This is a genomic window from Pantoea sp. CTOTU46764 (assembly GCF_031974595.1).
GTDB lineage: Bacteria > Pseudomonadota > Gammaproteobacteria > Enterobacterales > Enterobacteriaceae > Pantoea > Pantoea trifolii.
In genome coordinates, this window is the sequence record NZ_DALYOQ010000004.1 from 124,167 (window position 1) to 147,419 (window position 23,253).

A 23,253-nucleotide genomic window follows, 5' to 3' on the forward strand; every position below is an offset into this window, starting at 1 on the left:
AGGTTGTGCAGTCCGTCGTTGTCCCTTCCGGCAACAACAACAAGACCGTTCCTTAAAAGTGGGTGCAGCCTGGTCGCTTTCAAGGGCTGATGCGTATTTTTTTACAGCAAATTTGACGATATGACATACACTCAGGGGACCAATCGCCTGAGATCCAAGACCTAGCCATAGAGCTTTGCTTAACGTCAGGTGAAACACTCCAGCCAGGGCCATGCCATGACTGAAGGGATGATGATGATGAATATGATGAAACGCTTTCCGCTCACAGCTGTGCTGGTTTGCAGTACCTTCGTTACTTCGGGCTGCTCCAGCGTTATGTCTCACACTGGCGCCAGTCAGGGCTACTATCCCGGCACGCGCGCCAGCGCAGAGATGATCACTGACGACAACACCAGCTGGGCGATCAAGCCGCTGGCGCTGATCGATCTCCCGTTCTCAGCGGTGATGGACACCGTGCTGCTGCCGTGGGATTACTTCCGTTCTGACGACGATAAAAGTAAGGATTCCATCCACGAGCGCGTGATGCAGAGCGAGAAAATGGCCGGCACGCAAGCCAGCCTGGCGACCGCGGCGGCTATGCCCGCGCAGCCGCACTGACGTAAAACAGCTGCCGCCAGCCGTCCACTTCCCGCATATAAGCGATATTTTCTCCATCCGGTGACCAAACCACCGCATCACCGGATGGCGCTTGATCGCTACGTGGCGTTAAGCGCGTACATTTCCCCGTTGCCACCTCACAGCGCATCACACTGTTATCGCAGATAAAGCTTATCGCGCTGCCTTGTGGATGCCAGCTAAACGCCGACTGAATGCTGCTTGCTAGCTGCGTCACCTGACGCGGCTGACCGCCATTAGGTGAAACCGTCCACAGCTGAATCACGCCCTGATCGTCCGCCAGCAAAAAGGCGATGGCGCTGCCATCCGCTGAGGCGCGCAGCCAGTGACGCGGTTGCAACGCCAGACCGTTGGTGTGCGTGATGCGGCGCTGCTGCACGCCAGCTGGCGGCGCAGGCAATTTATCCGCCGTGCCCTGCAAGGGCGATGCGCCAGCTTTGGCGTAATCGGCTAACGCGGCGGGCAGATCCACCACGAACACCTCCGGCACTTTGTCGCCGTTCGCGGCGCGCGTATCGCCGATAAAGGCGATGGCCCAGCGCTGCCAGCTGCCATCTGCTTTCTGATAGCCTTGATTCCCGATCCAGCACTCTTCATAGGCGCGGTCAATCTGGTCGCTGCCTGGCTGTGGATCGCGCTGCGTCTGGCTGACCAGCACACAATAATGGCTGCCCTCATATTCACGCGGATGCTGTTTGGGCGGACACACCGGATGCAGCGGCACGGCCACGCCGACGTTACGCAGATCGTCGCCGGCCTCTTTTTCATGCATCACATGATCGTTGTAGGTAAAACTCAGGCGCGAACCGTCCGGACTGAAGACGTGAACATGCGAGCCACCGCGCAGAGCGCCGGGCGTGTAAGGCGCGGTGATATCGCAGGCGTCGAGGTTCTCAGCGATGCCGTGCTGCACGATCACGCCGCGACGGTGATGGAAATCGTAGTGCCAGTGCGCATCCGGATGTTCCGGCCCATGAATGCAGACGTAACGCGGCGGCAAATCCGGACTGACGGTGACCACGCCAACATGCGCGCCATCGCGCGCCTGATACAGCACCTCAACGGCGCCGCTCACCACGTTGACGCGCTCAATGGTCAGGCTGGTAAAAGAGGCGCCGGAAGGTCGCACATCAAATGCCAGCCACTGGCTGTCGCCGGTCCAGACGTTGATGTTGGTGAGTTGATGATGACGCGCGGCAAAGGTGATTTGTTTTTCTGACATGAGGCAACCTTCCATCTAACAGTTGCCGGATAAATTACGTGATTTGGCGGGGCGATGCGAATAAACCGGGTTGCGGTTATCAGCAAGGTCGCCATTATCGTGCGGTTGTTGGCCAGGTCGCCATAAATGGCGACCCTACGGGGTGTATTAACCTACGCGTTTTACATCACCGACTAACAGGATGTAAGACAGCGCGCCGATCAGCGCCACCGCCGAGATATACACCAGCGCTGGCGCAAAGCCGTAATCCTGCGCCAGATAGCCCACCACCAGCGGAACGGTGATGCCGCCCAGGCCGCCAACAAAGTTGAACATGCCGCCAGTCAAACCAATCAGGCGCACCGGTGCCAGCGATGAGACCAGCGACCAGGTAATTGAGGCGAAGCCGTTGCCGAAGAAGGCGATCGCCATCAGCGTCATAATCCAGATGGGGTCATTGGTGTAGTTCGCGCCCATGATGCAGGTGGAGATCAGCAGACCACAGATGATCGGCGTTTTGCGCGCAAAGCCGAGCGAACGGCCGCTGCGCACCAGACGATCGGCGACGATACCCGAGAGAATCACGCCAACGAATGCCGCGAGGAAGGGCACGGTGGTCATGAAGCCCGCGGTGAGCGCCGCGATGTGTTTTTCCTGCGTCAGATAGTTCGGGAACCAGGTCAGGAAGAACCACAGCGTGGATGTCACGGCGAACTGGCCAAGATAGACGCCGCACAGCTTGCGGTGAAACACCAGTTTCCAGTCGGCGGCGGTGAGTTTGGTGCGGGTTTTCTTTTCGATTGGTGCATCGCCATCCACCATCGCGCCGCCTTCACGGATGTATTCCAGCTCGGCTTTATTGATGCCTTTGCTCTGGCTCGGCGCCTGATAGAACTTGATCCAGATAAACGACCAAACAATGCCGATGCCGCCGGTAATAATGAACACCCAATGCCAGCTCAGCAGTTCCTGAATCCAGATCAGCAGTGGCGTGAGGAAAGCCAGGCCGACAAACTGACCGGACGTGTAGAAGCCGACGGCGGAAGCGCGCTCCTGCTCCGGGAACCAGCTGGTTACCAGACGATTATTGGTGGGGAAAGCAGGCGCTTCAAATATGCCGGTAATCGCACGCAGACCAATTAACGATAATAAGCCGGTGGCGAAACCTTGTAATAAGGTCGCAACCGACCAGCCAAAGATGGCAATAAAATAAGTTAAGCGTGAACCTACGCGATCGAGGAACCAGCCGCCGGGAATCTGGCACAGCGTATATAACCAGGCGAAGGCCGAGAAGACATAACCCATTTGCGCTTTGGTAATACCGAACTCTTCCTGAATATGCGCGGAAGCGACAGCTAAATTAGCGCGATCGACATAACAAATGACCACCGTAATAAATATCATCAGTAGCGTGATATAGCGACGGCGCGTCGGTTTGGCCTGAACAGCAGAGAGATCCATGGTGTTTCTCCGTAATCGTTTTGCCGTTTAGGCGCGACAGAGCACGCCCCGGCAGATGTAGGGTAGCGATATCAAAGGTAAAACCGCGTCAACGGTAAATAAGCTGTGCCGGGAAACAGGCTGAGCGAAGCCCTATGCCCTATTTCACCGGCATATAGATATTTTCAAATGACTATTTTTAGTACGTGTTAATTACCATTCAGCAACGGTGCCGTCGGGGAATCTCCATAATGGATTGCGCCAGTCAGGTGCATTTTTACTGCGTTCGATCACCAGCTCTTCGTTAATTTCCACGCCGAGGCCCGGTTTATTTAATGGATAGAAATGACCGTCATCCATTTTAAAATCGTCTTTATTGATCACGTAATCAAGCAGTTCAGCGCCCTGATTATAGTGAATCCCCATGCTCTGCTCCTGGAACACCGCATTGCGTGAGACGAAGTCAACGTGCAGGCACGCTGCCAGCGCGATCGGGCCCAGCGGACAGTGTGGAGCCAGCGCCACATCGTAAGATTCGGCCATCGCAGCAATTTTGTAGCACTCGGTGATGCCGCCCGCGTGTGACAGATCCGGTTGCAGAATCGCCAGTCCACCCGCTTCCAGCACGCGTTTGAACTCGAAGCGCGAGAACATGCGCTCGCCAGCAGCGATGGGAATGTGAGTCTGCGCCGCCAGACGCGGATAATATTCCGCCTGCTCCGCCAGCACCGGCTCTTCGATAAACAGCGGGCGATACGGCTCCAGCTCTTTGATCAGCACTTTTGCCATTGGCGCGCTGACGCGGCCGTGGAAATCGAGGCCAAATTCAATCTCTTTGCCAAAGGTTTCACGGATCTGCGCCACGGTATTCACCGCGTCATCGACTTTGCGCGCGTTATCGATAATGCCCATCTCTTCGCAGCCGTTGAGTTTGAAGGTATCAAAACCGATGGTGCGCAGTTTCTTGATGCCATCAATCACATCGGCCGGACGATCGCCGCCCACCCAGCTGTAGGCTTTGATGCTGTCACGCACCAAACCGCCCAGCAGTTGATAAACCGGCACGCCGAGCGCTTTGCCTTTGATATCCCACAATGCCTGATCGATACCGGCGATGGCGCTCATCAGAATCGGGCCGCCGCGATAGAAGCCACCGCGATACATCACCTGCCATAAATCGTTGATGCGCGCCGGATCCTGACCAATCAGATATTCCGACAGCTCATGCACCGCCGCTTCTACGCTACGCGCGCGGCCTTCAATCACCGGTTCGCCCCAGCCGACAATGCCTTCGTCCGTTTCGATTTTCAGGAACATCCAGCGCGGCGGCAGGCGATAAGTGGTCAGTTTGGTAATTTTCATCGTACAGCGTCCTTATATGCAGCAATAAATGCGCGAGCCTGTTCCACAGTGCGCGACAGCGGTTGGCCGGCGCGATAGAGATCGCTGCCCAGACCCGCGCCAATGCAGCCTGCGGCCATAAATTCATGCAGGTTTTCCGGCGTCACGCCGCCCACGGCAAACACCGGCACTTCCGGCGGCAGCACGGCTTTCAGCGCTTTGATGTAGCCCGGCCCAAAGGCTGACGAAGGGAAAATTTTCAACGCCTGCGCACCGGCCTGTAAGGCGGCAAACGCTTCGGTCGCGGTGGCGCAACCGGCGGCGACGATCATCCCTTTGGCGACCGCCTGGCGGATCACGGCGGCATCGGTGTTCGGCGTGACAACTAATTTGCTGTTCAGCGTCGCCAGCTCATCAACCTGCGCCGGATTCAGCACCGTACCGGCGCCAATCAGCGCTTTATCGCCGAAGGTTTTCACCATCGCGCCGATGCTTTTCGCCCACTCTGGCGAGTTAAGTGGGATTTCAATCGCATCGAAACCCGCGTCAATCAGTGCGCCAACGTGCGCTTCCGCTTCATCCGGCGTGATGCCACGCAGAATGGCGATCAGCGGGACTTTAGTTTGCCAGGACATTCGCAATACTCCTTATTCCGTGCTGGAAAGCACGATCGCCTTCCAACGTGACTGAATCCATGCCGATAAACTGCAGCGCCTGCTGATAGCGTTGCGCCAGCGCGCTCCCGGCAATAATGATGATCGGTTGGCTGGTGGCGTCGGCCTGTTGCGTCATCTGCGCCACTTCGTGACCAATCAGCAAGCCTGAAAGAAACTCACTGATATGGCGGCGATCGCGCGCGCCGAGCACGTGTGAAGCGCGCACTTCAAACAGGCGCGACAGAATCGAGGCATCGTTGCTGCCGACTTGCACGCCTTCGTGGAAAGCCGCCGCGTTCGCTTGCTGCTCGGGTAAACCCGCGCCAATCAGCGACTGTTTCAGCAGCAGATGATGCAGTTCACCGGTCATCACGGTGCGGAAATCCAGCACGCGATCCTGTTCCATCTGCACCCATTTAGCGTGCGTGCCTGGCATCACGTAGAGCGGCGCAGGTTGCAGTTCCACCGCGCCGAGCAGCTGCGTCTCTTCACCGCGCATCACGTTGTAGTTGTCAGCACGTTCCACACTCAATCCCGGCACGATCCACGCTTTCTCCTCAACGCGCGTCAGGCGGCCAGCGATTTCGCCCAGCGCCACCGGACAGGAGAGATACGGCACCGACAGCCAGCCGGCATTGCTGCCCACCATGCCCGCCATCACCACCGGCACGTCGTTGACTGGCCAACCCGCAGTGACGCTGGCAAACACTTCGGCTGGCGTGCGATCGCCAAGGCGCGTAACGCCAGCTTCAGAGCGGCGCTCATCAATACAAACGCCGGCTTGATAATGCCAGGCGCGCAGGTTGGTTGAGCCCCAATCAATCGCGATATAGCTGGTCACATAATCTCCTTGAGTCGCGCCGTTGAGCTGGCAATCATCGCTTTCGCCGCCAACTCGGCGGCATCGCCATCCTGATGACGAATGGCATCGAACAGCGCTTTATGTTCGGCGAGCGTGCGCGGCATGTTGCCTTCGTCCGCCATGTAGGTTTGCGCAAACACCGCTTTTTGCAGCTGGCTGATCGCCACGTTGAGCTGCTGCAGCACCGGATTGTGTACCGAATTCAGCACCGCTTCGTGATAGCGGATATCCGCATCATTAAAGGCATCACGATTGAGGTGGTTAGCCACCATGTCGTTGTACGCCTGTTCAATCGCAGCCAGATCGCTTGAGGTGGCGCGTTCAGCAGACCAGCGCGCAATCTGCGGCTCAACCAGCACGCGCACTTCGTTCATGGCGGCAATCAGACGCGGGTCCTGATCGTGCGCCAGCGCCCACTGCAATACGTCGCTATCGAGATAGTTCCAGTGATTGCGCGGCGTGACGAACGCGCCGCGATAGCGCTTCATCTCCATCAAACGTTTCGCCATTAGCGAGCGAAACACTTCGCGGATGATATTGCGCGAGGTGCCGAAACGTTCACACAGCTCAGCTTCGGCGGGTAACGCCGCGCCCGGCACGAACTTGCCGGCCACAATCTCTTCACCCAGCGTCAGGATGATGCGCTCTGTTTTGCTTAATTGTTCTTGCGTCATGATGTTCCATTCAGTGAAAGGCAGTTACGCATGAGATTACTGCTTTCGCGTAGCGAAGCCTAACGGCCGCCCTGACCTGTGCCGTCGATTGTAGTACCATAACGTTAAGTTGTACTACAATCTGGATCACAAAATAGACAATGCATGTGCGATGATGCGATAAGGTCGCCATGAATGACGACCCTACGATGGATTGGTGAGGTTTGTAGGGTCGCCATTTATGGCGACCAAAAAAAGCGTGAGAAGAAATAAGAAGGGTTTACAGCACCAGCTCTTCAATGGCGTGCGCTACGCCGTCTTCCATATTGGTTTTGGTAATGAACTGCGCGATTTTCTTCACGGAATCAATGGCATTGCCCATTGCTACGCCGGTTCCGGCATACTCAATCATCGCCAGATCGTTTTCCTGATCGCCAATCGCCATCACTTCTTCACGCGCCAGGCCGAGCTTATCCGCCAGCATTTTCACGCCTTGTCCTTTATTCACGCGGGAATCGAGGATTTCGAGGTAGTAAGGTGCGCTTTTGAGAAGGGTGTAGTTGTCGCGAGCCTGCTGCGGCAAGCGCTGAATGGCAGAATCCAGCAGATCGGGCTTATCAATCATCATCAGCTTAGGGAAACGCGTGGCGCGATCCATCTCTTCCACGGAACGATAGCGCACCGGAATGCCGGTCAGGCTCGCTTCGTGGATGGTGAATTCGCTGATGTCTTTGTTCGGCGTATAGAGGAAGGATTTATCGAAGGCCTGGAAGTGGACGCCAAGGTCGCGCGCCATCTGTTCGATATAGAGATAGTCGTCAAAACCCAGCGTGATTTCCGCGACGCACTCGCCATCATTAGCGCGATGCACCAGCGCACCGTTGTAGCTGATGCAATATTGGCCTTCATCAACCAGATTCAGCTCCATCAGATAGCGCTGAATACCGACGAACGGACGGCCGGTAGTGAGCACCACCATCACACCTTTTTTATGTGCGCGCTCAATGGCCGATTTAACTGCAGGCGTGATCTCGTGCTGCGGATTGAGCAGCGTGCCGTCCATATCGATTGCTACCAGTTTTATAGCCATAACGTCCTCGTTGAGTCAGGGTTTTGATCAATGCTAGCGCGATTCAGCTCACACTGACCAGTTTTGCGCCTAACTTAAGATTTTTTCTCATTGTGAGCGTTGTTGAGTTACCACGCTGAAAACAAAAAACCCTTCCACCAGGGAAGGGTTTTTACGTTTTGCCGTGTCGATTAAATATCGATGTTGGCCGCTTTCAGCGCATTCTCTTCAATGAAGGCGCGGCGCGGTTCAACCGCATCGCCCATCAAGGTGGTGAACAGCTGATCGGCAGCAATCGCATCCTTGATGGTCACGCGCAACATGCGGCGACTATCAGGATCCATGGTGGTTTCCCACAGCTGCTCTGGGTTCATCTCACCCAAACCTTTATAACGCTGCACTGACAGGCCGCGACGCGACTCTTTCACCAGCCACTCAATCGCCTGCTCGAAGCTGGTGACCGGCTGACGGCGTTCGCCACGTTCGATATAAGCATCTTCTTCGATCAGGCCGCGCAGCTGCTCGCCTAGCGCACAGATTTTGCGGTATTCCGGTCCATCGATGAATTCGCTATCCAGCGGATAATCGGTATCCACGCCGTGCGTACGCACACGCAGCACCGGCTCAAACAGATTCTGCTCATGGTTAGCACGGACATGCGCCAGGTAGCTGCTGCCGTGCGCTTCACGCTCGGTCAAATAGGCCACTAAACCGTCAATCCAGCTCTTAACATCGGCTTCATTGCTGAGGTCGCTTAAGGTTGGATGGTAGATCAGGCCGCGCAGCAGGGCCGTAGGGAAACGGCGCTCCATACGTTTGATCATACGCTGCGTGCCGTTGAAATCAGCCACCAGCGTTTCCAGCGGCTGACCGCCCAATGCCGGTGCGCTGGCGTTGGTGTGCAGCGTTGCGCCGTCGAGTGCGATGGAAATCTGATACTGATCCATCGCTTCGTCGTCTTTAATATACTGTTCTTGCTTGCCTTTCTTAACTTTGTACAGTGGCGGCTGAGCAATGTAGACGTGACCACGTTCCACGATTTCTGGCATCTGACGGTAGAAGAAGGTTAACAGCAGCGTACGAATGTGCGAGCCGTCGACGTCCGCATCGGTCATGATGATGATGCTGTGATAACGCAGTTTGTCCGGATTGTATTCATCACGGCCGATACCACAACCCAGCGCGGTGATCAGCGTGGCAACTTCCTGCGAAGCGAGCATCTTGTCGAAACGCGCTTTCTCTACGTTAAGGATTTTACCTTTCAGCGGCAGAATCGCCTGGTTCTTACGGTTACGACCCTGTTTGGCTGAACCGCCTGCAGAATCACCCTCCACCAGGTAGATTTCAGACAGCGCCGGATCGCGCTCCTGACAGTCGGCCAGTTTGCCCGGCAGACCGGCCAAATCCAGCGCGCCTTTACGGCGAGTCATTTCACGTGCACGACGTGCAGCTTCACGCGCACGCGCCGCATCAATAATTTTGCCGACCACGATTTTCGCGTCAGACGGGTTTTCCAGCAGGTATTCCGCCAGCAGTTCGTTCATCTGCTGCTCAACCGCCGATTTGACCTCTGAAGAGACCAGCTTATCTTTGGTCTGAGAAGAGAATTTCGGATCCGGCACTTTGACGGAAACCACGGCAATCAGGCCTTCACGCGCATCGTCACCGGTGGCGCTGACTTTGGCTTTTTTGCTGTAGCCTTCTTTGTCCATGTAGGCGTTCAGCGTACGTGTCATTGCCGCACGGAAGCCGGCCAGGTGCGTACCGCCGTCGCGCTGTGGAATGTTGTTGGTGAAGCAGTAGATGTTTTCCTGGAAACCATCGTTCCACTGCAGCGCCACTTCCACGCCGATGCCATCTTTCTCCGTCGAGAAGTAGAACACCGTTGGATGGATTGGGGTTTTGTTCTTGTTGAGATACTCAACAAACGCCTTGATGCCGCCTTCGTAGTGGAAGTGATCGTTCTTGCCGTCGCGTTTGTCTTCCAGACGAATTGAGACGCCAGAGTTCAGGAACGACAGTTCACGCAGGCGTTTCGCCAGGATGTCGTACTCAAACTCAATCACGTTGGTGAAGGTTTCGTAGCTCGGCCAGAAACGCACGCGAGTACCGGTTGCATCGGTATCACCCGATACTGCCAGCGGTGCCTGCGGCACGCCGTGCTGATAAACCTGCTGATGCACTTTGCCTTCACGGCGAATGGTCAGCTCCAGCTTCTGCGACAGGGCGTTTACCACTGAAACGCCAACGCCGTGCAGACCACCGGAAACTTTATACGAGTTATCATCAAATTTACCGCCGGCGTGCAGGACGGTCATGATCACTTCAGCAGCAGAGACGCCCTCTTCCGGGTGAATACCGGTAGGAATACCACGGCCATCATCTTGCACTGAGACAGAGTTATCTGCATGAATAGTAACGGTAATGTCACTACAGTGACCGGCGAGCGCTTCGTCGATTGCGTTATCCACGACTTCGAATACCATGTGATGCAGACCGGTGCCGTCATCCGTATCGCCGATGTACATGCCCGGGCGTTTGCGTACCGCATCAAGCCCTTTCAGGACTTTGATACTGGAGGAGTCATAAGAATTCGACATCAACGTTTCTCGCTCATTTAATCTTCAGGTTGAACCACTATTTTACCCTGTTCCACGCGGAACATCTTGCCCTTTTCATCACTCATGTCGATTACATGCTCGACACCAATGGCGCTGACGAATACTTGAGCCTGCGTGGCTTTTAGGCGTTCAGCTAACAGCCGACGACGGGTGTCATCCAGCTCTGAGGCAAAGTCATCAATCAAATACAAACAGCGTCTTCCGCTGCTGCGCGTCAGGTATTCGCCCTGCGCTAAGCGCAGCGCACACATCAGCAGTTTTAACTGGCCGCGTGAGAGTAAATCTTCCACCGGCGTACCTTCGGCACGAATACGAAAATCGGCTTTGTGCGGGCCGCTGGCGGTGTAAGTGAGCGCGCGGTCGCGCTCGAAATTGCGTTCCAGCAGTTCGGCGTAATCGCTCTCTTTATCCCAGCCGCGCTGGAAAGAGAACGCCAACTCAAACTCCGGTAAAAACTGGCCGCAGGTGGCGATGATCTCGCGGGAAATCGCCGCGCTGTATTCGGCACGCCATTGGCTTATCTGCTCGGCCAGCGGCACCAGTTCCTGATCCCACGGACGAATCTGGCTGTAGCGCGAAACCTGACGCAGCGCCGCATTGCGCTGTTTTAGCAGGCGACGCAAATTGCTCCAGGCATGGAAAAAACCGGGTGAGGCGTGAAAACAGCCCCAATCGATGTAGGCACGACGGTATTTTGGGCCGCCATTGAGCAGGGTAAAACCTTCCGGCGTAATCAGCTGCATCGGCAGCAGCTGCGCCAGCTCCGCCACTTTGTGGCCATCGCTGCCATCAATTCGCACTTTGCTGTCGCCAGCACGATTCTTGGTCAAACCGACCGACAATTCTCGTTCGCTGCCTTCGATGCGACCGTGCAGCACAAAGGCGTCCTGATCGTGACGAATCACGCGGCCAGCTTGCAAACTGCGAAACGCGCGACCGTGTCCCAGCGTGTAAATCGCCTCCAGCACGCTGGTTTTGCCGCTGCCGTTGGCACCAACAAGGAAATTAAAGCCCGGCGCTAAGGCCAGATCGGCCTGCTCGATGTTGCGAAAATCTTTAATCAGGAGGCGGGTTAAAGCCATGAAAAGTCCGGGTCGAAGTGGTTTTCACCTCCCCCGCTTGCGGGGGAGGCTGGGTGGGGGAAAGACAGCGAAATAGGTTATCTGCTCGCTGTCCCTCCCCCTAGCCCCCTCCCACAAGTGGGAGGGGGAATGGCATGATCACAAGCGCATTGGCATGACGACGTAGGCTGCAGCCGGACTGGCAACATCTTCAATCTGCACGCTTGAAACGCCATCGGTCAGCAGCAAACGCACGTTCTCGCACTTCAGCGCATTCAACACATCCAGCACATAGCTGACGTTGAAACCGATCTCCAGATCGGTGCCGTTGTAAGAGACATCCAGCATCTCTTCTGCTTCTTCCTGCTCAGGATTATTCGCCGTGATCTTGAGCTGATTTTCCGTGATATAGATGCGAACGCCGCGGAATTTCTCATTCGAGAGAATTGCCGCACGCGCAAACGCCTGCTTCAAAATATCACAGCCAGCTTCCAGCGCTTTGTCGGGATTCTTCGGCAGTACGCGGCGATAATCCGGGAAACGGCCATCAACCAGCTTCGACGTAAAGATGAAGTCGCCCACGTGTGCGCGGATGTTGCTGCTACCGATTTGCACCTGCAATGGCGTTTCGCCGCCATCCAGCAAACGCATCAACTCAATCACACCTTTACGCGGCACGATCACCGAATGGTTCGGCAGCGCCTGACCAATCGGCATTGAGCACACCGCAAGGCGGTGACCATCGGTGGCTACGGTACGCAACTCTTCGCCTTCGGTTTCGAACAACATACCGTTGAGATAATAACGCACATCCTGATGCGCCATTGAGAACTGCGTGGCTTCGATCAGACGTTTCAAGGTCGCCTGCGGCAAGGTGAATTCCACCTCGCTTTGCCAGTCATCAAGATTCGGGAAGTCGCTGGCGGGCAACGTTGACAGCGAGAAACGGCTGCGGCCAGAGCGCACCAGCATTCTGTCGCCTTCCAGCGTCAGGCTGATCTCCGCGCCTTCCGGCAAACCGCGGCAAATATCGAGGAATTTACGCGCGGGAACCGTGGTGGCGCCCGGCTCGTGCGGCTGCGTCAGCGCAACACGGGCTACCATTTCCATTTCCAGATCGGTACCGGTCAAGCGCAGCGAGCCTTCGCTCACCTGCAGCAATAAATTTCCCAGGATCGGCAGCGTCGGGCGTCCGCCAAGTGGACCGCTAACCTGTTGCAGTGGCTTCAGTAACTGCTCACGTTCTACAATAAATTTCATATGCGTCAGGAAGATAGTGTTCGAATGAGGTTAGAGAAATCTTCTTTGATGTCGTGGCTCTCTTCACGCAGCTGCTCGATTTTACGGCAAGCGTGAAGCACGGTGGTATGGTCGCGGCCACCAAACGCATCGCCAATCTCCGGCAAGCTGTGGTTGGTGAGCTCTTTCGCCATCGCCATCGCCATCTGGCGCGGACGCGCTACCGAACGCGAACGGCGTTTCGACAGCAAATCCGCCACTTTGATTTTGTAATACTCGGCCACCGTTTTCTGAATATTATCAATGGTGACCAGCTTTTCCTGCAGCGCCAGCAGATCGCGCAACGCTTCGCGCACAAAATCGATAGTAATGGCGCGACCGGTAAAGTTCGCGTTGGCAATCACGCGGTTCAGCGCGCCTTCCAGCTCACGAACGTTGGAACGTAAACGCTTAGCAATAAAGAAGGCGACTTCACCTGGCAGACGAATATCGTTTTCATCGGCTTTCTTCATCAGGATCGCGACGCGCGTTTCCAGCTCTGGCGGCTCGATCGCCACAGTTAATCCCCAGCCAAAACGTGATTTCAGGCGATCTTCTACGCCGTTGATCTCTTTTGGATAACGATCCGAGGTCAGGATGATCTGTTGATTGCCTTCCAGCAGCGCGTTAAACGTATGGAAGAACTCTTCCTGCGAGCGCTCTTTATTGGCAAAGAATTGAATGTCATCGATCAGCAGCGCATCAACCGAGCGGTAGTAACGCTTGAACTCTTCGATGGCGTTGTTCTGCAAGGCTTTAACCATGTCCTGCACAAATCGCTCAGAGTGCATGTACACCACTTTGGCATTGGGCTTGCGCGCAATAATGCCGTTACCCACCGCGTGCAACAGGTGAGTTTTACCCAGGCCGGTGCCGCCATAAAGGAACAGTGGGTTATACGCGCCGCCAGGATTATCCGCCACCTGACGTGCCGCCGCGCGCGCCAGCTGGTTCGATTTACCTTCAACGAAGTTGTCGAAGTTATGACGGTTATTCACATTGGAGCGGTAAGTGACATCCGCCGGCGCAGGCACAGAATCCCAGCTTGGACGCAGGATTTGCGTCGGCGCGGGACGATTTTCAATCGGTGCAGGTGCGCTGTAACTGGACGTGGCCATCGCCGGTTGGCTGGTTGTCACCTGTGCGGCAGGACGCGTGCCGACTTCGAAACGCAGTAACGGCACATTTGCACCGCAGAATTCATTCAGCAGCCCATTGATACTATTGAGATATTTATCTCTAACCCAGTCGAGTACAAACCGATTTGGTGCATACAAGGTCAGCGTATTGTCGTTCAATTCAGCTTGCAGCGGACGAATCCACATGCTGAATTCGGTGGCAGGAAGCTCATCCTGCAAACGGGCAAGACACTGTTGCCAAAGCGTAAGTGACACGGCGGACTCCACTCGTACAAAATCGATAAGAATTTTAGGCGCTAATAAATAGAAACGTAATTTTTAGACACAGACGGTTGGAAAGCGCCTGCGACCGCTATTCGCGGTAGTCTTCCCCGGCGATCGCAGTAAGGATCGTCAGCGGAAGGGCGGATCATAACGTAAAGCCGCACAGAGATCTTCCCTTTCTACACAGTTTTGATCCAATTTATCCACAGGCTGCTGAAGCGATAATGAGTTTACGCTTTCTGCGAAAAAAGCCAGCGTTAATGTGGCTGAAAGCGGTAATTTTTCTGGCGAGCTCTCGTTTCTGCGCAACAAATCTGCAAATTGATCGCAAGAAGATCCTGCGCGATCCTTGCGCTTTAACCCACAGCCCGTATAATTCCCCACCCGGCATTATTGCGTGAAGCCTTGATGCCCGGAATCAGCGGGCTGTATCTGGGTTTCCAGGTGCCGCGACCAGCGAAGTAAATTGACTCTGGACTGTACAATTATTACAATCCCGCCTCTTTATTAAAGACACATTGAGGCGTTGGTCGATTTACTGGCCCGAAAACGCGTCACCCAGTGAAAATTTTCAAGTTTAGGTAGAAATCGCCATGAAACGCACTTTTCAACCGTCCGTACTGAAGCGCAACCGTTCACACGGTTTCCGTGCTCGTATGGCAACAAAAAATGGTCGTCAGGTTCTGGCACGTCGTCGTGCTAAAGGCCGTTCTCGTCTGACCGTTTCTAAGTAATAAAGCTAACCCTCGTGGTTAAGCTCGCATTTCCCAGGGAGTTACGTTTGTTAACTCCCACTCATTTCACTTTCGTCTTCCAGCAGCCACAACGAGCCGGTACGCCGCAAATCACCATACTCGGCCGACTTAACGCGCTGGGGCATCCCCGCATCGGTCTCACCGTCGCAAAAAAACATGTAAAACGTGCCCATGAACGCAACCGGATCAAGCGATTGACCCGCGAAAGCTTTCGTCTGCGTCAACATGAGCTCCCTGCGATGGATTTTGTGATCGTGGCTAAAAAAGGGATTGCTGACCTGGATAACCGTGCGCTGACGGAAGCGTTGGAGAAACTATGGCGTCGTCACTGTCGCCTGGCTCGCGGCTCCTGATTGCCCTGATACGCGTTTATCAACGCGCCATCAGCCCACTGCTGGGACCTCATTGCCGGTTCCATCCCACCTGTTCGCAGTATGGGATTGAGGCCTTACGCCGCTTTGGCGTTGTAAAAGGCAGTTGGTTGACGATAAAACGCGTATTAAAATGCCACCCTTTGAACCCGGGTGGTGACGATCCTGTGCCGCCAAAAACCTTTGATACCAGAGAACATTAACGATGGATTCGCAACGCAATCTCTTTCTCATCGCTTTTCTGTTCGTGTCTTTTATGATCTGGCAAGCCTGGCAGACGGACCACGCTCCGCAGCCACAGCAAACCCAGACCACGCAAAACACAAGCAGCGCAGCGGGTGATGCCGCCACTTCCGGCGTGCCGGCTAGCGGACAGGGCAAAACGATCACCGTTAAGACAGATGTCCTGTCACTCAACATCAATACGCGTGGTGGCGATATTGAGCAGGCTCAGCTGCTGACTTACCCGGACAAACTGGGTTCAGACGCACCGTTCCAGCTGCTTGAAACCACACCAGCCTTCGTTTATCAGGCGCAGAGCGGCTTAACGGGCCGTAACGGTCCGGATAACCCGAACAATGGCGCACGTCCGCTGTATACCACTTCACAAGATAGCTTCGTGATGGCAGATGGCCAGAGCGAGCTGCGCGTGCCGCTGACCTGGACCGGTGAAAACGGCGTGGTTTACACCAAGACGTTCGTCTTCAAGCGCGGTGAGTATGCGGTAAACGTTGACTACAACATCAACAACACCACTCAGCAGCCGCTGGAAGTGTCGATGTTTGGTCAGTTGAAGCAGACCATCGACGTGCCTAAGCACCGCGATACCGGCAGCAACAACTTTGCTCTGCACACCTTCCGTGGCGCAGCGTACTCAACCAGCGATGCGAAATACGAAAAATATAAATTCGACACCATCGCGGATAACGAGAACCTGAATACCACCACCAGCAATGGTTGGGTGGCGATGCTGCAGCAGTACTTCGCTACCGCATGGGTGCCACGCACGCAGGGTAACAACACGCTGTACACCAGCAACCTCGGAAATGGCATCGCGGCAATTGGCTACAAATCTGCACCGGTTACCGTTGGCGCAGGCGCACAGCAGGATCTCGGCGCAACACTGTGGGTCGGCCCGGAAATTCAGGACCAGATGGCAGCCATCGCGCCGCACCTGGATCTGACCGTGGATTACGGCTGGTTGTGGTTCATCTCTCAGCCGCTGTTTAAGCTGCTGAAGTTCATCCACAGCTTCATCGGTAACTGGGGCTTCTCCATTATCGTTATCACCTTCATCGTGCGTGGCATCATGTACCCGCTGACCAAAGCGCAGTACACCTCGATGGCGAAGATGCGTATGCTGCAGCCGAAGATTCAGGCGATGCGTGAACGTCTGGGCGATGATAAGCAGAAGCAGAGCCAGGAAATGATGGCGCTGTATAAGGCGGAGAAAGTGAACCCGCTGGGCGGCTGTCTGCCACTGGTTATCCAGATGCCAATCTTCCTGGCCTTGTACTACATGCTGTCAGGCTCGGTTGAACTGCGTCATGCGCCGTTTATTCTGTGGATTCATGACCTGTCTGCGCAGGACCCGTACTACATTCTGCCGATCATCATGGGTATCACCATGTTCTTCATTCAGAAGATGTCACCGACTACCGTGACCGATCCGATGCAGCAGAAGATCATGACCTACATGCCGGTTATCTTTACCGTGTTCTTCCTGTGGTTCCCATCAGGTCTGGTGCTGTACTACATCGTCAGCAACCTGGTGACCATTCTCCAGCAGCAGCTGATTTATCGCGGCCTGGAAAAACGTGGTCTGCATAGCCGCGACAAGAAGAAAGCGTAACGTCTGACTGCAACCAGCAGCAGCGTATAATTAAGGGGCGGCATTTATGTCGCCCTGTTTTTTTGTTTTGAGAAAAGGTGAATCATGAGCCACAGCGACACTATTGTTGCCCAGGCGACGCCTCCCGGCCGCGGCGGCGTCGGCATTCTGCGTATCTCCGGCGCAAAAGCCGCTGAGGTGGCGCAAGCCTTGCTCGGCAAGCTGCCAAAACCGCGCTACGCCGACTATCTGCCCTTTACCGATGCCGATGGCAGCGTGCTCGATCAGGGCATTGCGCTGTGGTTTCCTGGCCCGAACTCCTTTACCGGTGAAGATGTGCTGGAGCTGCAAGGCCATGGCGGCCCGGTAATTCTCGACCTGTTGCTGAAACGCATCGTGGCGCTGCCCGGCTTGCGCATTGCCCAGCCAGGCGAATTCTCGGAACGCGCCTTCCTCAACGACAAGCTCGATTTAGCGCAAGCCGAAGCGATTGCCGACCTGATCGATGCCAGCTCAGAGCAAGCTGCCCGCTCGGCGGTGAACTCCTTGCAGGGCGCATTTTCCCTGCGCATCAACGCACTTGTGGAAGCACTTACTCACCTGCGCATCTATGTGGAAGCAGCCATCGACTTCCCGGATGAAGAGATCGATTTCCTTTCCGACGGCAAAATTGAAGCCCAGCTCAATGTGGTGATCGGCGACCTTGATGGCGTGCGTGCCGAAGCGCGTCAGGGCAGCCTGCTGCGTGAAGGGATGAAGGTGGTGATTGCCGGTCGTCCCAATGCCGGGAAATCGAGCCTGCTCAATGCCTTAGCCGGGCGCGAAGCGGCGATCGTCACCGATATCGCTGGCACCACGCGCGACGTGCTGCGCGAGCATATCCACATTGACGGCATGCCGCTGCACATCATCGATACCGCAGGTTTGCGAGAAGCCAGCGACGAAGTCGAGCGCATCGGTATTGAGCGCGCGTGGCAGGAGATCGAGCAGGCCGACCGCGTGCTGTTTATGGTTGATGGCACCACCACCGACGCGACCGAAGCCGCCGCAATCTGGCCGGATTTTGTTGCCCGTCTGCCGGAAGCGCTGCCGATAACCGTGGTGCGCAACAAAGCGGATATGACCGGCGAAGTGCTGGGCCTCACTGAAGTGAACTGTCACTCACTGATTCGTCTCTCGGCGCGTACCGGTGAAGGTGTGGAAGCGCTACGCGATCACCTGAAACAGAGCATGGGATTTGCTGGCAACATGGAAGGCGGATTCCTCGCCCGCCGCCGCCATCTGCAAGCGCTGGAGCTAGCCGCAACGCACTTGCAGCAGGGCAAGCATCAGCTGTTAGGCGCGTGGGCCGGCGAATTACTGGCAGAAGAGTTACGCTTAGCGCAGCAGGCGCTGAGCGAAATCACCGGCGAATTCACCTCCGACGATCTGTTGGGCAGAATCTTCTCCAGTTTCTGTATTGGTAAGTAATGACCTGTTACGTGGTCGCCATGAATGGCGACCCTACGGCGTTCTAATGTAGGGTGCGCATTCATGCGAACCTGGCTCACGGTAATCATGCGTCTTTGTTATTTGGCTCCCCAACGCCTTTGCAGTATAACGATCACTGCCCGGCGAACAGGTCCTGCTGGGTACATTCATTATTCATGCTAAATATTGGGCGCAAGTTGCTGCCTGAACAGGAGAGAAACATGAGTACAACGCTCGACAGCGTGGCGCTGAACGCGCTGTTCAATGAAGCCCGCACCCACAGCTATTGGCAGGACAAACCGGTTTCGCAGGATTTGCTGAAGCAGCTCTATAACCTGACCGCGCTGGGCCCAACCTCCGCTAACTGCTCGCCAGGCCGTTTTGTATTTGTGACCTCGCAGGAAGGCAAAGAGAAGCTGAAACCCGCGCTCTCCTCCGGCAACGTTGATAAAACCATGGCGGCACCGGTGACGGTGATCGTGGCGTGGGATCCTGAATTCTACGAAGCGCTGCCAAAGCTGTTCCCGCACGGTGATGCGCGCAGCTGGTTTACCAGCAGCCCGGATCTGGCGAAAGAAACCGCGTTCCGTAACAGCAGCTTGCAAGCAGGTTATTTGATTCTGGCCGCGCGTTCGCTGGGCCTGGATGCGGGCCCGATGTCCGGTTTCGATCCGTCAAAAGTGAACGAGGCGTTCTTCAGCGAGAGTAAATGGCAGGTGAACTTACTGATCAATCTCGGCTATGGCGAAGCCAGCAAACTGCATGCGCGTCTGCCGCGTCTGGGCTTTGATGAAGCCAGCACCTTTGCCTGATTGAGAAAAGGCGTCGGGCTGAGTCCACGACGCCGGTTTTAAGCGGTTATCCCAGTGAATGGAAGCCGCTGTTGAAGTAGATCATCGGCTCTGCCGCTTCACCGGGCAGAGCGATCCCCACGATACGCGCCAGCAGCACGCTGTGCGTGTTCCACTCCACCACCTTCTCCAGCTGACAATCAAAACTCACCAGCGCATCAGCTAAAATCGGCGCGCCGGTATTTAATGTCTGCCACGTACCACTTTGAAAGCGCTCGTCGCGGCGTGAGGATTGGCTGAACTGGGCACATAAGTCGTCATGCTGTTCACGCAGCACGTTAACGGCAAAATGGCCGGCGTTGATAAAGGCATCATGGCTGGATGCGCTGCGATTGACGCACACCAGCAGACTTGGTGGCTCAGCCGCCAGCGAACTGACCGACGTCGCAATCAGCCCCAACTTTTCGCCCTGAAATTCGGTGGTAACCAGAGAAACACCCGCGGTTAAGCGACGCATGCCGTGACGAAACTCATCAAGCGAGATCGATTCCTGGCGAGAAATAGCGGTAACTGACATAGAAAACTCCGACGTGCATGCTTCTAAGATGCGCACGATTGGCAGATGAATGAATTGGTTAGCGCACTTCACTGTGCCTTTTTACTGTCCAAATCCTACACCACATCAGGCCGTTCGGCATCCGTTGAGACACGAATCTGCAAAAGCGTTCTATGCAAAGTTGCCAAATGGGATTGCCGCCTGGCTTCGTCCTTATCTGAAATATCGCCTATTCCATCTTAAGCCGGATGCAAACCCATGAGAAAATTCTTACAATAGCACTGATGATTATTCGACCATTTTCACGGAGCGACAGATGGCTAGTCATTTTGTACGTTGGATAGGTAATCCGCCCTTTTCTTCCGGGAATATGCGGGTGCCACAGGAAGTGATCAACAGCGCTCAGCGCTTCGCTGACAAGCGTCGCGGACGCTTTCTTGCCGCGCGTGAACTGCTGGCGCAACTGATGCTGCGCGTTTATGGCATTCGCGAACTCCCCGCGCTGACGACCTCCAGCAGCGGACGTCCCTGCTTTGCCGATGCTAACCTGCCCGACTTCAGTATTTCCTACGCTGGCAACACCATCGGTGTGCTACTGGCCGAAGAAGGCGGGCGCGCCGGATTGGATATGGAGATTGTGCGCGCACACAGCCGTCAAACGCAGGATATGCTGACGCAGGATCTCTCCTCCGGCGAAAAAGCCTGGATCAACGCGCAGCAGGATTTCATGGAAGCGGTGACGCAAATCTGGACGCTGCGCCAAAGCATTCTCAAGCTCACCGGCGAAACCAATAGCGGCATTGATTCACTGCGTTTGCATCCTGCGGCCGGTCGGCTGCGTTCCACCGTGTTTCCCGATATTCAGGCGGTGTGTGATGCTGAGCCAACGCTGGTGTGGTCATGCGCGCTGTCGCCCGGCACCGAACGCTTACACTTGTGGGAGATTGATGGCGCGCAGCACTGGCAAGCGCTGCGCGATGTCGAGATGAGCAAACCCAATATCGGGCCGCGTACCTTGCGCCTCACCAGTTTGGTCACGCCGCATGAGATGGGACATCCGTCATAAAAAAGGCCGCATCAGCGGCCTCTTCTATTTAGTGGGCGTCGATAAAGACGATTTTCAGCACGAACAGCAGCGCGACTACCACCACGCACGGGCTGATTTCACGCCAGCGGCCGGTCCCCAACTTCATCACGCAGTAAGAGATAAAGCCCAGCGCGATACCTTCGGTGATCGAGAAGCTGAAAGGCATCATCGCCGCAGTAACGAATGCTGGCACTGCTTCGGTGAGATCGTCCCACTGCACGCGTGACAGCGACGCCGTCATCAATACGCCAACGTAAATCAGCGCACCCGCCGCCGCATAAGAAGGCACCATCGCCGCCAGCGGTGACAGGAACATCACCAGCAGGAACAAAATGCCGGTAATCACCGCCATCAGGCCGGTGCGACCACCGATCGCCACGCCGGACGAGCTTTCAATGTAGGCGGTCACCGATGAGGTACCAATCAGCGAACCGGTCACTGAACTGACGCTATCAACGTACAGCGCCTGCTTCATGCGCGGGAACGTGCCTTTCTCGTCGGTCAGCCCGGCTTTATCGGTTACGCCAATCAGCGTGCCGGATGAGTCGAACAGATTGACCAGCATAAAGGAGAAGATCACACCGGCCATGCCGATGTTGAACGCGCCTTTGATATCGACCTGGCCGACAACGGAAGTGATCGCAGGCGGTGCCGCGAACACGCCGCTGAATGTCACATCGCCAATGATCAGGCCCAGCGCGGTCGTCACCACAATCGACACCAGCACCGCCGCATGGATATTGCGAGAAGCCAGAATCGCGATGATGAAGAAACCGAGCGCTCCAAGCAGCACGCTATGCGAGGTCAGATTGCCAACAGCAACGATGGTATCGGCGTTTGGCACGATGATACCGGCGTTTTTCAGCCCCATCATGGCGATAAACAGGCCGATACCGGCGGTGATACCCACGCGCAGGCTGAGCGGAATGTTGGCAATCATCCAGTAACGCACACGCAGCAGCGTAAGGATCAGCAGACCCAGCGCGCCCCAGAAAATCGCGCCCATACCAATCTGCCACGAATAACCCATGGCACCGACCACCACAAAGGCGAAGAAGGCGTTCAGGCCCATCGCCGGCGCCAGCGCCACCGGCAGATTCGCCACCAGCCCCATCAGAATGCTGCCGAACGCGGCAATCAAGCAGGTAGTAACAAACACGGCCTGCGTATCCATGCCCGCCACACCGAGAATTTGCGGGTTAACGAAAACGATGTACACCATCGTCAGGAAAGTCGTGCAACCGGCAATCACTTCGGTGCGCACCGTGGTTCCGTGTTCCTGCAGTTTGAAGATACGCTGCAAAAGGCCCTGATTAGTCATTCCACTGTTCCGCTAAAAAATTTATCGCCGCGTATCCTATAGAGTTTAGCGCGGCAAAACACTGATTTTTCGCAACCGGTTGCTCAGGGTCGCTTTCTGCGCTCAGTGCGTTAGAGTGTCAGCTTATTGTTTAACAAAAGGATGATGTGCGATGTCGGTTGAATGTATTTTTTTTGATTGCGACGGCACGCTGGTCGACAGCGAAGTGATCTGTACGCAAGCTTACGTCAACACCTTTGCCCGCTACGGTATTGAACGCTCTCTACAGCAGATGTTTGAGCAGTATAAAGGGGTGAAGCTTTACGACATCATCCGCGATGTGGCGGCCGAACATCAGGTTGAATTGCCGCTCGAAGAGGTGGAAACCGCCTATCGCGCCGAAGTGGCGAGATTGTTTGATCTCGATTTAAAACCGATTGCCGGTGCCAAAGCGCTGGTGGAAAGTGTCAAAGTGAAGATGTGCGTGGTTTCCAACGGCACGGTGAAGAAGATGCAACATTCGCTGGGCTTGACCGGCATGCTGCAGTATCTCGATGGCAAGCTGTATAGCGGTTATGACATTAACCACTGGAAGCCGGATCCAGAGCTGATGTATCACGCCGCCGAGCAGATGCAGGTGCCGATTGAGACGTGCATTCTGGTGGATGATTCCGAGGCTGGTGCGCGCGCGGGGATCGCGGCCGGGATTCCAGTGTTTTACTACTGCGCCGATGCGCACAATCCTGAATTAGATCATCCGCTGGTGACGCGCTTTGATGATATGGCGCAGTTGCCGGATCTGTGGCGTGCGCGTGGGTGGGATTTGGTGGGGTAGTGCTGGCTGTCCCGCTTCTCTGTCCGTGCTGGCTGTCCCCCTCCTCGGTCCTTCCCC

At 55.6% G+C, this 23,253-nt stretch carries 22 protein-coding genes; 9 read left to right on the forward strand and 13 right to left on the reverse strand.

What is annotated here, in order from left to right; genetic code table 11:
• Positions 1–237 precede the first annotated feature (237 nt).
• Complete coding sequence (locus tag RTM06_RS03075; RefSeq protein WP_312179895.1) at positions 238–597, forward strand: YceK/YidQ family lipoprotein; 360 nt, start codon at positions 238–240, stop codon at positions 595–597.
• Here the strand turns inward: RTM06_RS03075 and RTM06_RS03080 are convergent.
• The 11 genes from RTM06_RS03080 to dnaA all read right to left on the reverse strand — a co-directional run bounded on the left by RTM06_RS03080 (position 575) and on the right by dnaA (position 14,191).
• Positions 575–1,837: a DUF3748 domain-containing protein gene (locus RTM06_RS03080; protein ID WP_312179876.1), complete on the reverse strand. Its 1,263-nt coding sequence runs from the start codon at positions 1,835–1,837 to the stop codon at positions 575–577. The genes RTM06_RS03075 and RTM06_RS03080 overlap by 23 nt on opposite strands.
• A gap of 147 nt (positions 1,838–1,984) precedes the next feature.
• Entirely contained in the window at positions 1,985–3,277 is a 1,293-nt protein-coding gene (locus tag RTM06_RS03085; RefSeq protein ID WP_312179878.1) for an MFS transporter, read from the reverse strand.
• A gap of 192 nt (positions 3,278–3,469) precedes the next feature.
• Positions 3,470–4,618 carry a galactonate dehydratase gene (gene dgoD / locus RTM06_RS03090; protein ID WP_312179879.1) on the reverse strand — a complete coding sequence of 383 codons (1,149 nt, stop codon included), beginning with the start codon at positions 4,616–4,618 and terminating at the stop codon, positions 3,470–3,472.
• On the reverse strand, positions 4,615–5,232 hold the full coding sequence (locus RTM06_RS03095; RefSeq protein ID WP_265301416.1) for a 2-dehydro-3-deoxy-6-phosphogalactonate aldolase: 618 nt from the start codon (positions 5,230–5,232) through the stop codon (positions 4,615–4,617). Before RTM06_RS03095 ends, dgoD begins: the two co-directional genes overlap by 4 nt.
• Positions 5,216–6,094, reverse strand: a complete 879-nt coding sequence (locus tag RTM06_RS03100; protein ID WP_312179880.1) for a 2-dehydro-3-deoxygalactonokinase — start codon at positions 6,092–6,094, stop codon at positions 5,216–5,218. The genes RTM06_RS03095 and RTM06_RS03100 overlap by 17 nt, the downstream gene beginning before the upstream one ends.
• Complete coding sequence (locus RTM06_RS03105; RefSeq protein WP_256697904.1) at positions 6,091–6,789, reverse strand: FadR/GntR family transcriptional regulator; 699 nt, start codon at positions 6,787–6,789, stop codon at positions 6,091–6,093. The genes RTM06_RS03100 and RTM06_RS03105 overlap by 4 nt, the downstream gene beginning before the upstream one ends.
• A gap of 259 nt (positions 6,790–7,048) precedes the next feature.
• Positions 7,049–7,858: a sugar-phosphatase gene (gene yidA, locus RTM06_RS03110; RefSeq protein ID WP_312179882.1), complete on the reverse strand. Its 810-nt coding sequence runs from the start codon at positions 7,856–7,858 to the stop codon at positions 7,049–7,051.
• A 170-nt stretch (positions 7,859–8,028) separates the two neighbouring features.
• Positions 8,029–10,437: a DNA topoisomerase (ATP-hydrolyzing) subunit B gene (gyrB, locus tag RTM06_RS03115; protein WP_265301409.1), complete on the reverse strand. Its 2,409-nt coding sequence runs from the start codon at positions 10,435–10,437 to the stop codon at positions 8,029–8,031.
• A gap of 17 nt (positions 10,438–10,454) precedes the next feature.
• On the reverse strand, positions 10,455–11,540 hold the full coding sequence (gene recF / locus RTM06_RS03120) for a DNA replication/repair protein RecF (protein ID WP_008105299.1): 1,086 nt from the start codon (positions 11,538–11,540) through the stop codon (positions 10,455–10,457).
• Between the two features lie 138 nt (positions 11,541–11,678).
• Complete coding sequence (gene dnaN / locus RTM06_RS03125) at positions 11,679–12,779, reverse strand: DNA polymerase III subunit beta (RefSeq protein WP_008105300.1); 1,101 nt, start codon at positions 12,777–12,779, stop codon at positions 11,679–11,681.
• A gap of 5 nt (positions 12,780–12,784) precedes the next feature.
• Entirely contained in the window at positions 12,785–14,191 is a 1,407-nt protein-coding gene (gene dnaA / locus RTM06_RS03130) for a chromosomal replication initiator protein DnaA (RefSeq protein ID WP_008105301.1), read from the reverse strand.
• A gap of 602 nt (positions 14,192–14,793) precedes the next feature.
• On the opposite strand from dnaA, the gene rpmH reads away from it, so the two are divergent.
• The 6 genes from rpmH (at position 14,794) to RTM06_RS03160 (ending at position 19,439) form a co-directional block, all read left to right on the forward strand.
• On the forward strand, positions 14,794–14,934 hold the full coding sequence (rpmH, locus tag RTM06_RS03135; RefSeq protein WP_003849659.1) for a 50S ribosomal protein L34: 141 nt from the start codon (positions 14,794–14,796) through the stop codon (positions 14,932–14,934).
• A 14-nt stretch (positions 14,935–14,948) separates the two neighbouring features.
• The gene (rnpA, locus tag RTM06_RS03140) at positions 14,949–15,308 is read left to right on the forward strand and encodes a ribonuclease P protein component (RefSeq protein ID WP_036648555.1); all 360 of its coding nucleotides are present in this window, start codon (positions 14,949–14,951) and stop codon (positions 15,306–15,308) included.
• The gene (yidD, locus tag RTM06_RS03145) at positions 15,272–15,529 is read left to right on the forward strand and encodes a membrane protein insertion efficiency factor YidD (protein ID WP_007893564.1); all 258 of its coding nucleotides are present in this window, start codon (positions 15,272–15,274) and stop codon (positions 15,527–15,529) included. Before rnpA ends, yidD begins: the two co-directional genes overlap by 37 nt.
• 2 nt (positions 15,530–15,531) lie before the next feature.
• On the forward strand, positions 15,532–17,178 hold the full coding sequence (gene yidC, locus RTM06_RS03150; RefSeq protein ID WP_154181889.1) for a membrane protein insertase YidC: 1,647 nt from the start codon (positions 15,532–15,534) through the stop codon (positions 17,176–17,178).
• Positions 17,179–17,262: 84 nt separating this feature from the next.
• Positions 17,263–18,627: a tRNA uridine-5-carboxymethylaminomethyl(34) synthesis GTPase MnmE gene (gene mnmE / locus RTM06_RS03155; protein ID WP_312179886.1), complete on the forward strand. Its 1,365-nt coding sequence runs from the start codon at positions 17,263–17,265 to the stop codon at positions 18,625–18,627.
• Between the two features lie 221 nt (positions 18,628–18,848).
• Positions 18,849–19,439, forward strand: coding sequence for a malonic semialdehyde reductase (locus RTM06_RS03160; protein WP_312179887.1), 591 nt, complete (start codon positions 18,849–18,851; stop codon positions 19,437–19,439).
• 46 nt (positions 19,440–19,485) lie between these two features.
• On the opposite strand, the gene RTM06_RS03165 is transcribed toward RTM06_RS03160, so the two are convergent.
• Positions 19,486–19,995, reverse strand: coding sequence for a flavin reductase family protein (locus RTM06_RS03165; RefSeq protein ID WP_256697894.1), 510 nt, complete (start codon positions 19,993–19,995; stop codon positions 19,486–19,488).
• Between the two features lie 295 nt (positions 19,996–20,290).
• On the opposite strand from RTM06_RS03165, the gene RTM06_RS03170 reads away from it, so the two are divergent.
• Positions 20,291–21,040 (forward strand): 4'-phosphopantetheinyl transferase superfamily protein, encoded by a 750-nt coding sequence (locus tag RTM06_RS03170; RefSeq protein ID WP_312179890.1) that lies wholly within the window; start codon positions 20,291–20,293, stop codon positions 21,038–21,040.
• A gap of 28 nt (positions 21,041–21,068) precedes the next feature.
• Here the strand turns inward: RTM06_RS03170 and RTM06_RS03175 are convergent, their stop codons facing one another.
• The gene (locus RTM06_RS03175) at positions 21,069–22,382 is read right to left on the reverse strand and encodes an NCS2 family permease (protein WP_312179891.1); all 1,314 of its coding nucleotides are present in this window, start codon (positions 22,380–22,382) and stop codon (positions 21,069–21,071) included.
• 151 nt (positions 22,383–22,533) lie between these two features.
• On the opposite strand from RTM06_RS03175, the gene yieH reads away from it, so the two are divergent.
• Entirely contained in the window at positions 22,534–23,196 is a 663-nt protein-coding gene (gene yieH / locus RTM06_RS03180) for a 6-phosphogluconate phosphatase (protein ID WP_312179892.1), read from the forward strand.
• The last annotated feature ends 57 nt before the right edge of the window (positions 23,197–23,253 follow it).

What these genes read in the sequence shown, in the direction of transcription:
- RTM06_RS03075 (WP_312179895.1), top strand. Translation starts at nt 238, where the DNA reads ATGAATATGATGAAACGCTTTCCGCTCACAGCTGTGCTGGTTTGCAGT.
- RTM06_RS03080 (WP_312179876.1), bottom strand. Translation starts at nt 1,837, where the DNA reads ATGTCAGAAAAACAAATCACCTTTGCCGCGCGTCATCATCAACTCACC.
- RTM06_RS03085 (WP_312179878.1), bottom strand. Translation starts at nt 3,277, where the DNA reads ATGGATCTCTCTGCTGTTCAGGCCAAACCGACGCGCCGTCGCTATATC.
- dgoD (WP_312179879.1), bottom strand. Translation starts at nt 4,618, where the DNA reads ATGAAAATTACCAAACTGACCACTTATCGCCTGCCGCCGCGCTGGATG.
- RTM06_RS03095 (WP_265301416.1), bottom strand. Translation starts at nt 5,232, where the DNA reads ATGTCCTGGCAAACTAAAGTCCCGCTGATCGCCATTCTGCGTGGCATC.
- RTM06_RS03105 (WP_256697904.1), bottom strand. Translation starts at nt 6,789, where the DNA reads ATGACGCAAGAACAATTAAGCAAAACAGAGCGCATCATCCTGACGCTG.
- yidA (WP_312179882.1), bottom strand. Translation starts at nt 7,858, where the DNA reads ATGGCTATAAAACTGGTAGCAATCGATATGGACGGCACGCTGCTCAAT.
- gyrB (WP_265301409.1), bottom strand. Translation starts at nt 10,437, where the DNA reads ATGTCGAATTCTTATGACTCCTCCAGTATCAAAGTCCTGAAAGGGCTT.
- recF (WP_008105299.1), bottom strand. Translation starts at nt 11,540, where the DNA reads ATGGCTTTAACCCGCCTCCTGATTAAAGATTTTCGCAACATCGAGCAG.
- dnaN (WP_008105300.1), bottom strand. Translation starts at nt 12,779, where the DNA reads ATGAAATTTATTGTAGAACGTGAGCAGTTACTGAAGCCACTGCAACAG.
- rpmH (WP_003849659.1), top strand. Translation starts at nt 14,794, where the DNA reads ATGAAACGCACTTTTCAACCGTCCGTACTGAAGCGCAACCGTTCACAC.
- yidD (WP_007893564.1), top strand. Translation starts at nt 15,272, where the DNA reads ATGGCGTCGTCACTGTCGCCTGGCTCGCGGCTCCTGATTGCCCTGATA.
- yidC (WP_154181889.1), top strand. Translation starts at nt 15,532, where the DNA reads ATGGATTCGCAACGCAATCTCTTTCTCATCGCTTTTCTGTTCGTGTCT.
- mnmE (WP_312179886.1), top strand. Translation starts at nt 17,263, where the DNA reads ATGAGCCACAGCGACACTATTGTTGCCCAGGCGACGCCTCCCGGCCGC.
- RTM06_RS03160 (WP_312179887.1), top strand. Translation starts at nt 18,849, where the DNA reads ATGAGTACAACGCTCGACAGCGTGGCGCTGAACGCGCTGTTCAATGAA.
- RTM06_RS03165 (WP_256697894.1), bottom strand. Translation starts at nt 19,995, where the DNA reads ATGTCAGTTACCGCTATTTCTCGCCAGGAATCGATCTCGCTTGATGAG.
- RTM06_RS03170 (WP_312179890.1), top strand. Translation starts at nt 20,291, where the DNA reads ATGGCTAGTCATTTTGTACGTTGGATAGGTAATCCGCCCTTTTCTTCC.
- RTM06_RS03175 (WP_312179891.1), bottom strand. Translation starts at nt 22,382, where the DNA reads ATGACTAATCAGGGCCTTTTGCAGCGTATCTTCAAACTGCAGGAACAC.
- yieH (WP_312179892.1), top strand. Translation starts at nt 22,534, where the DNA reads ATGTCGGTTGAATGTATTTTTTTTGATTGCGACGGCACGCTGGTCGAC.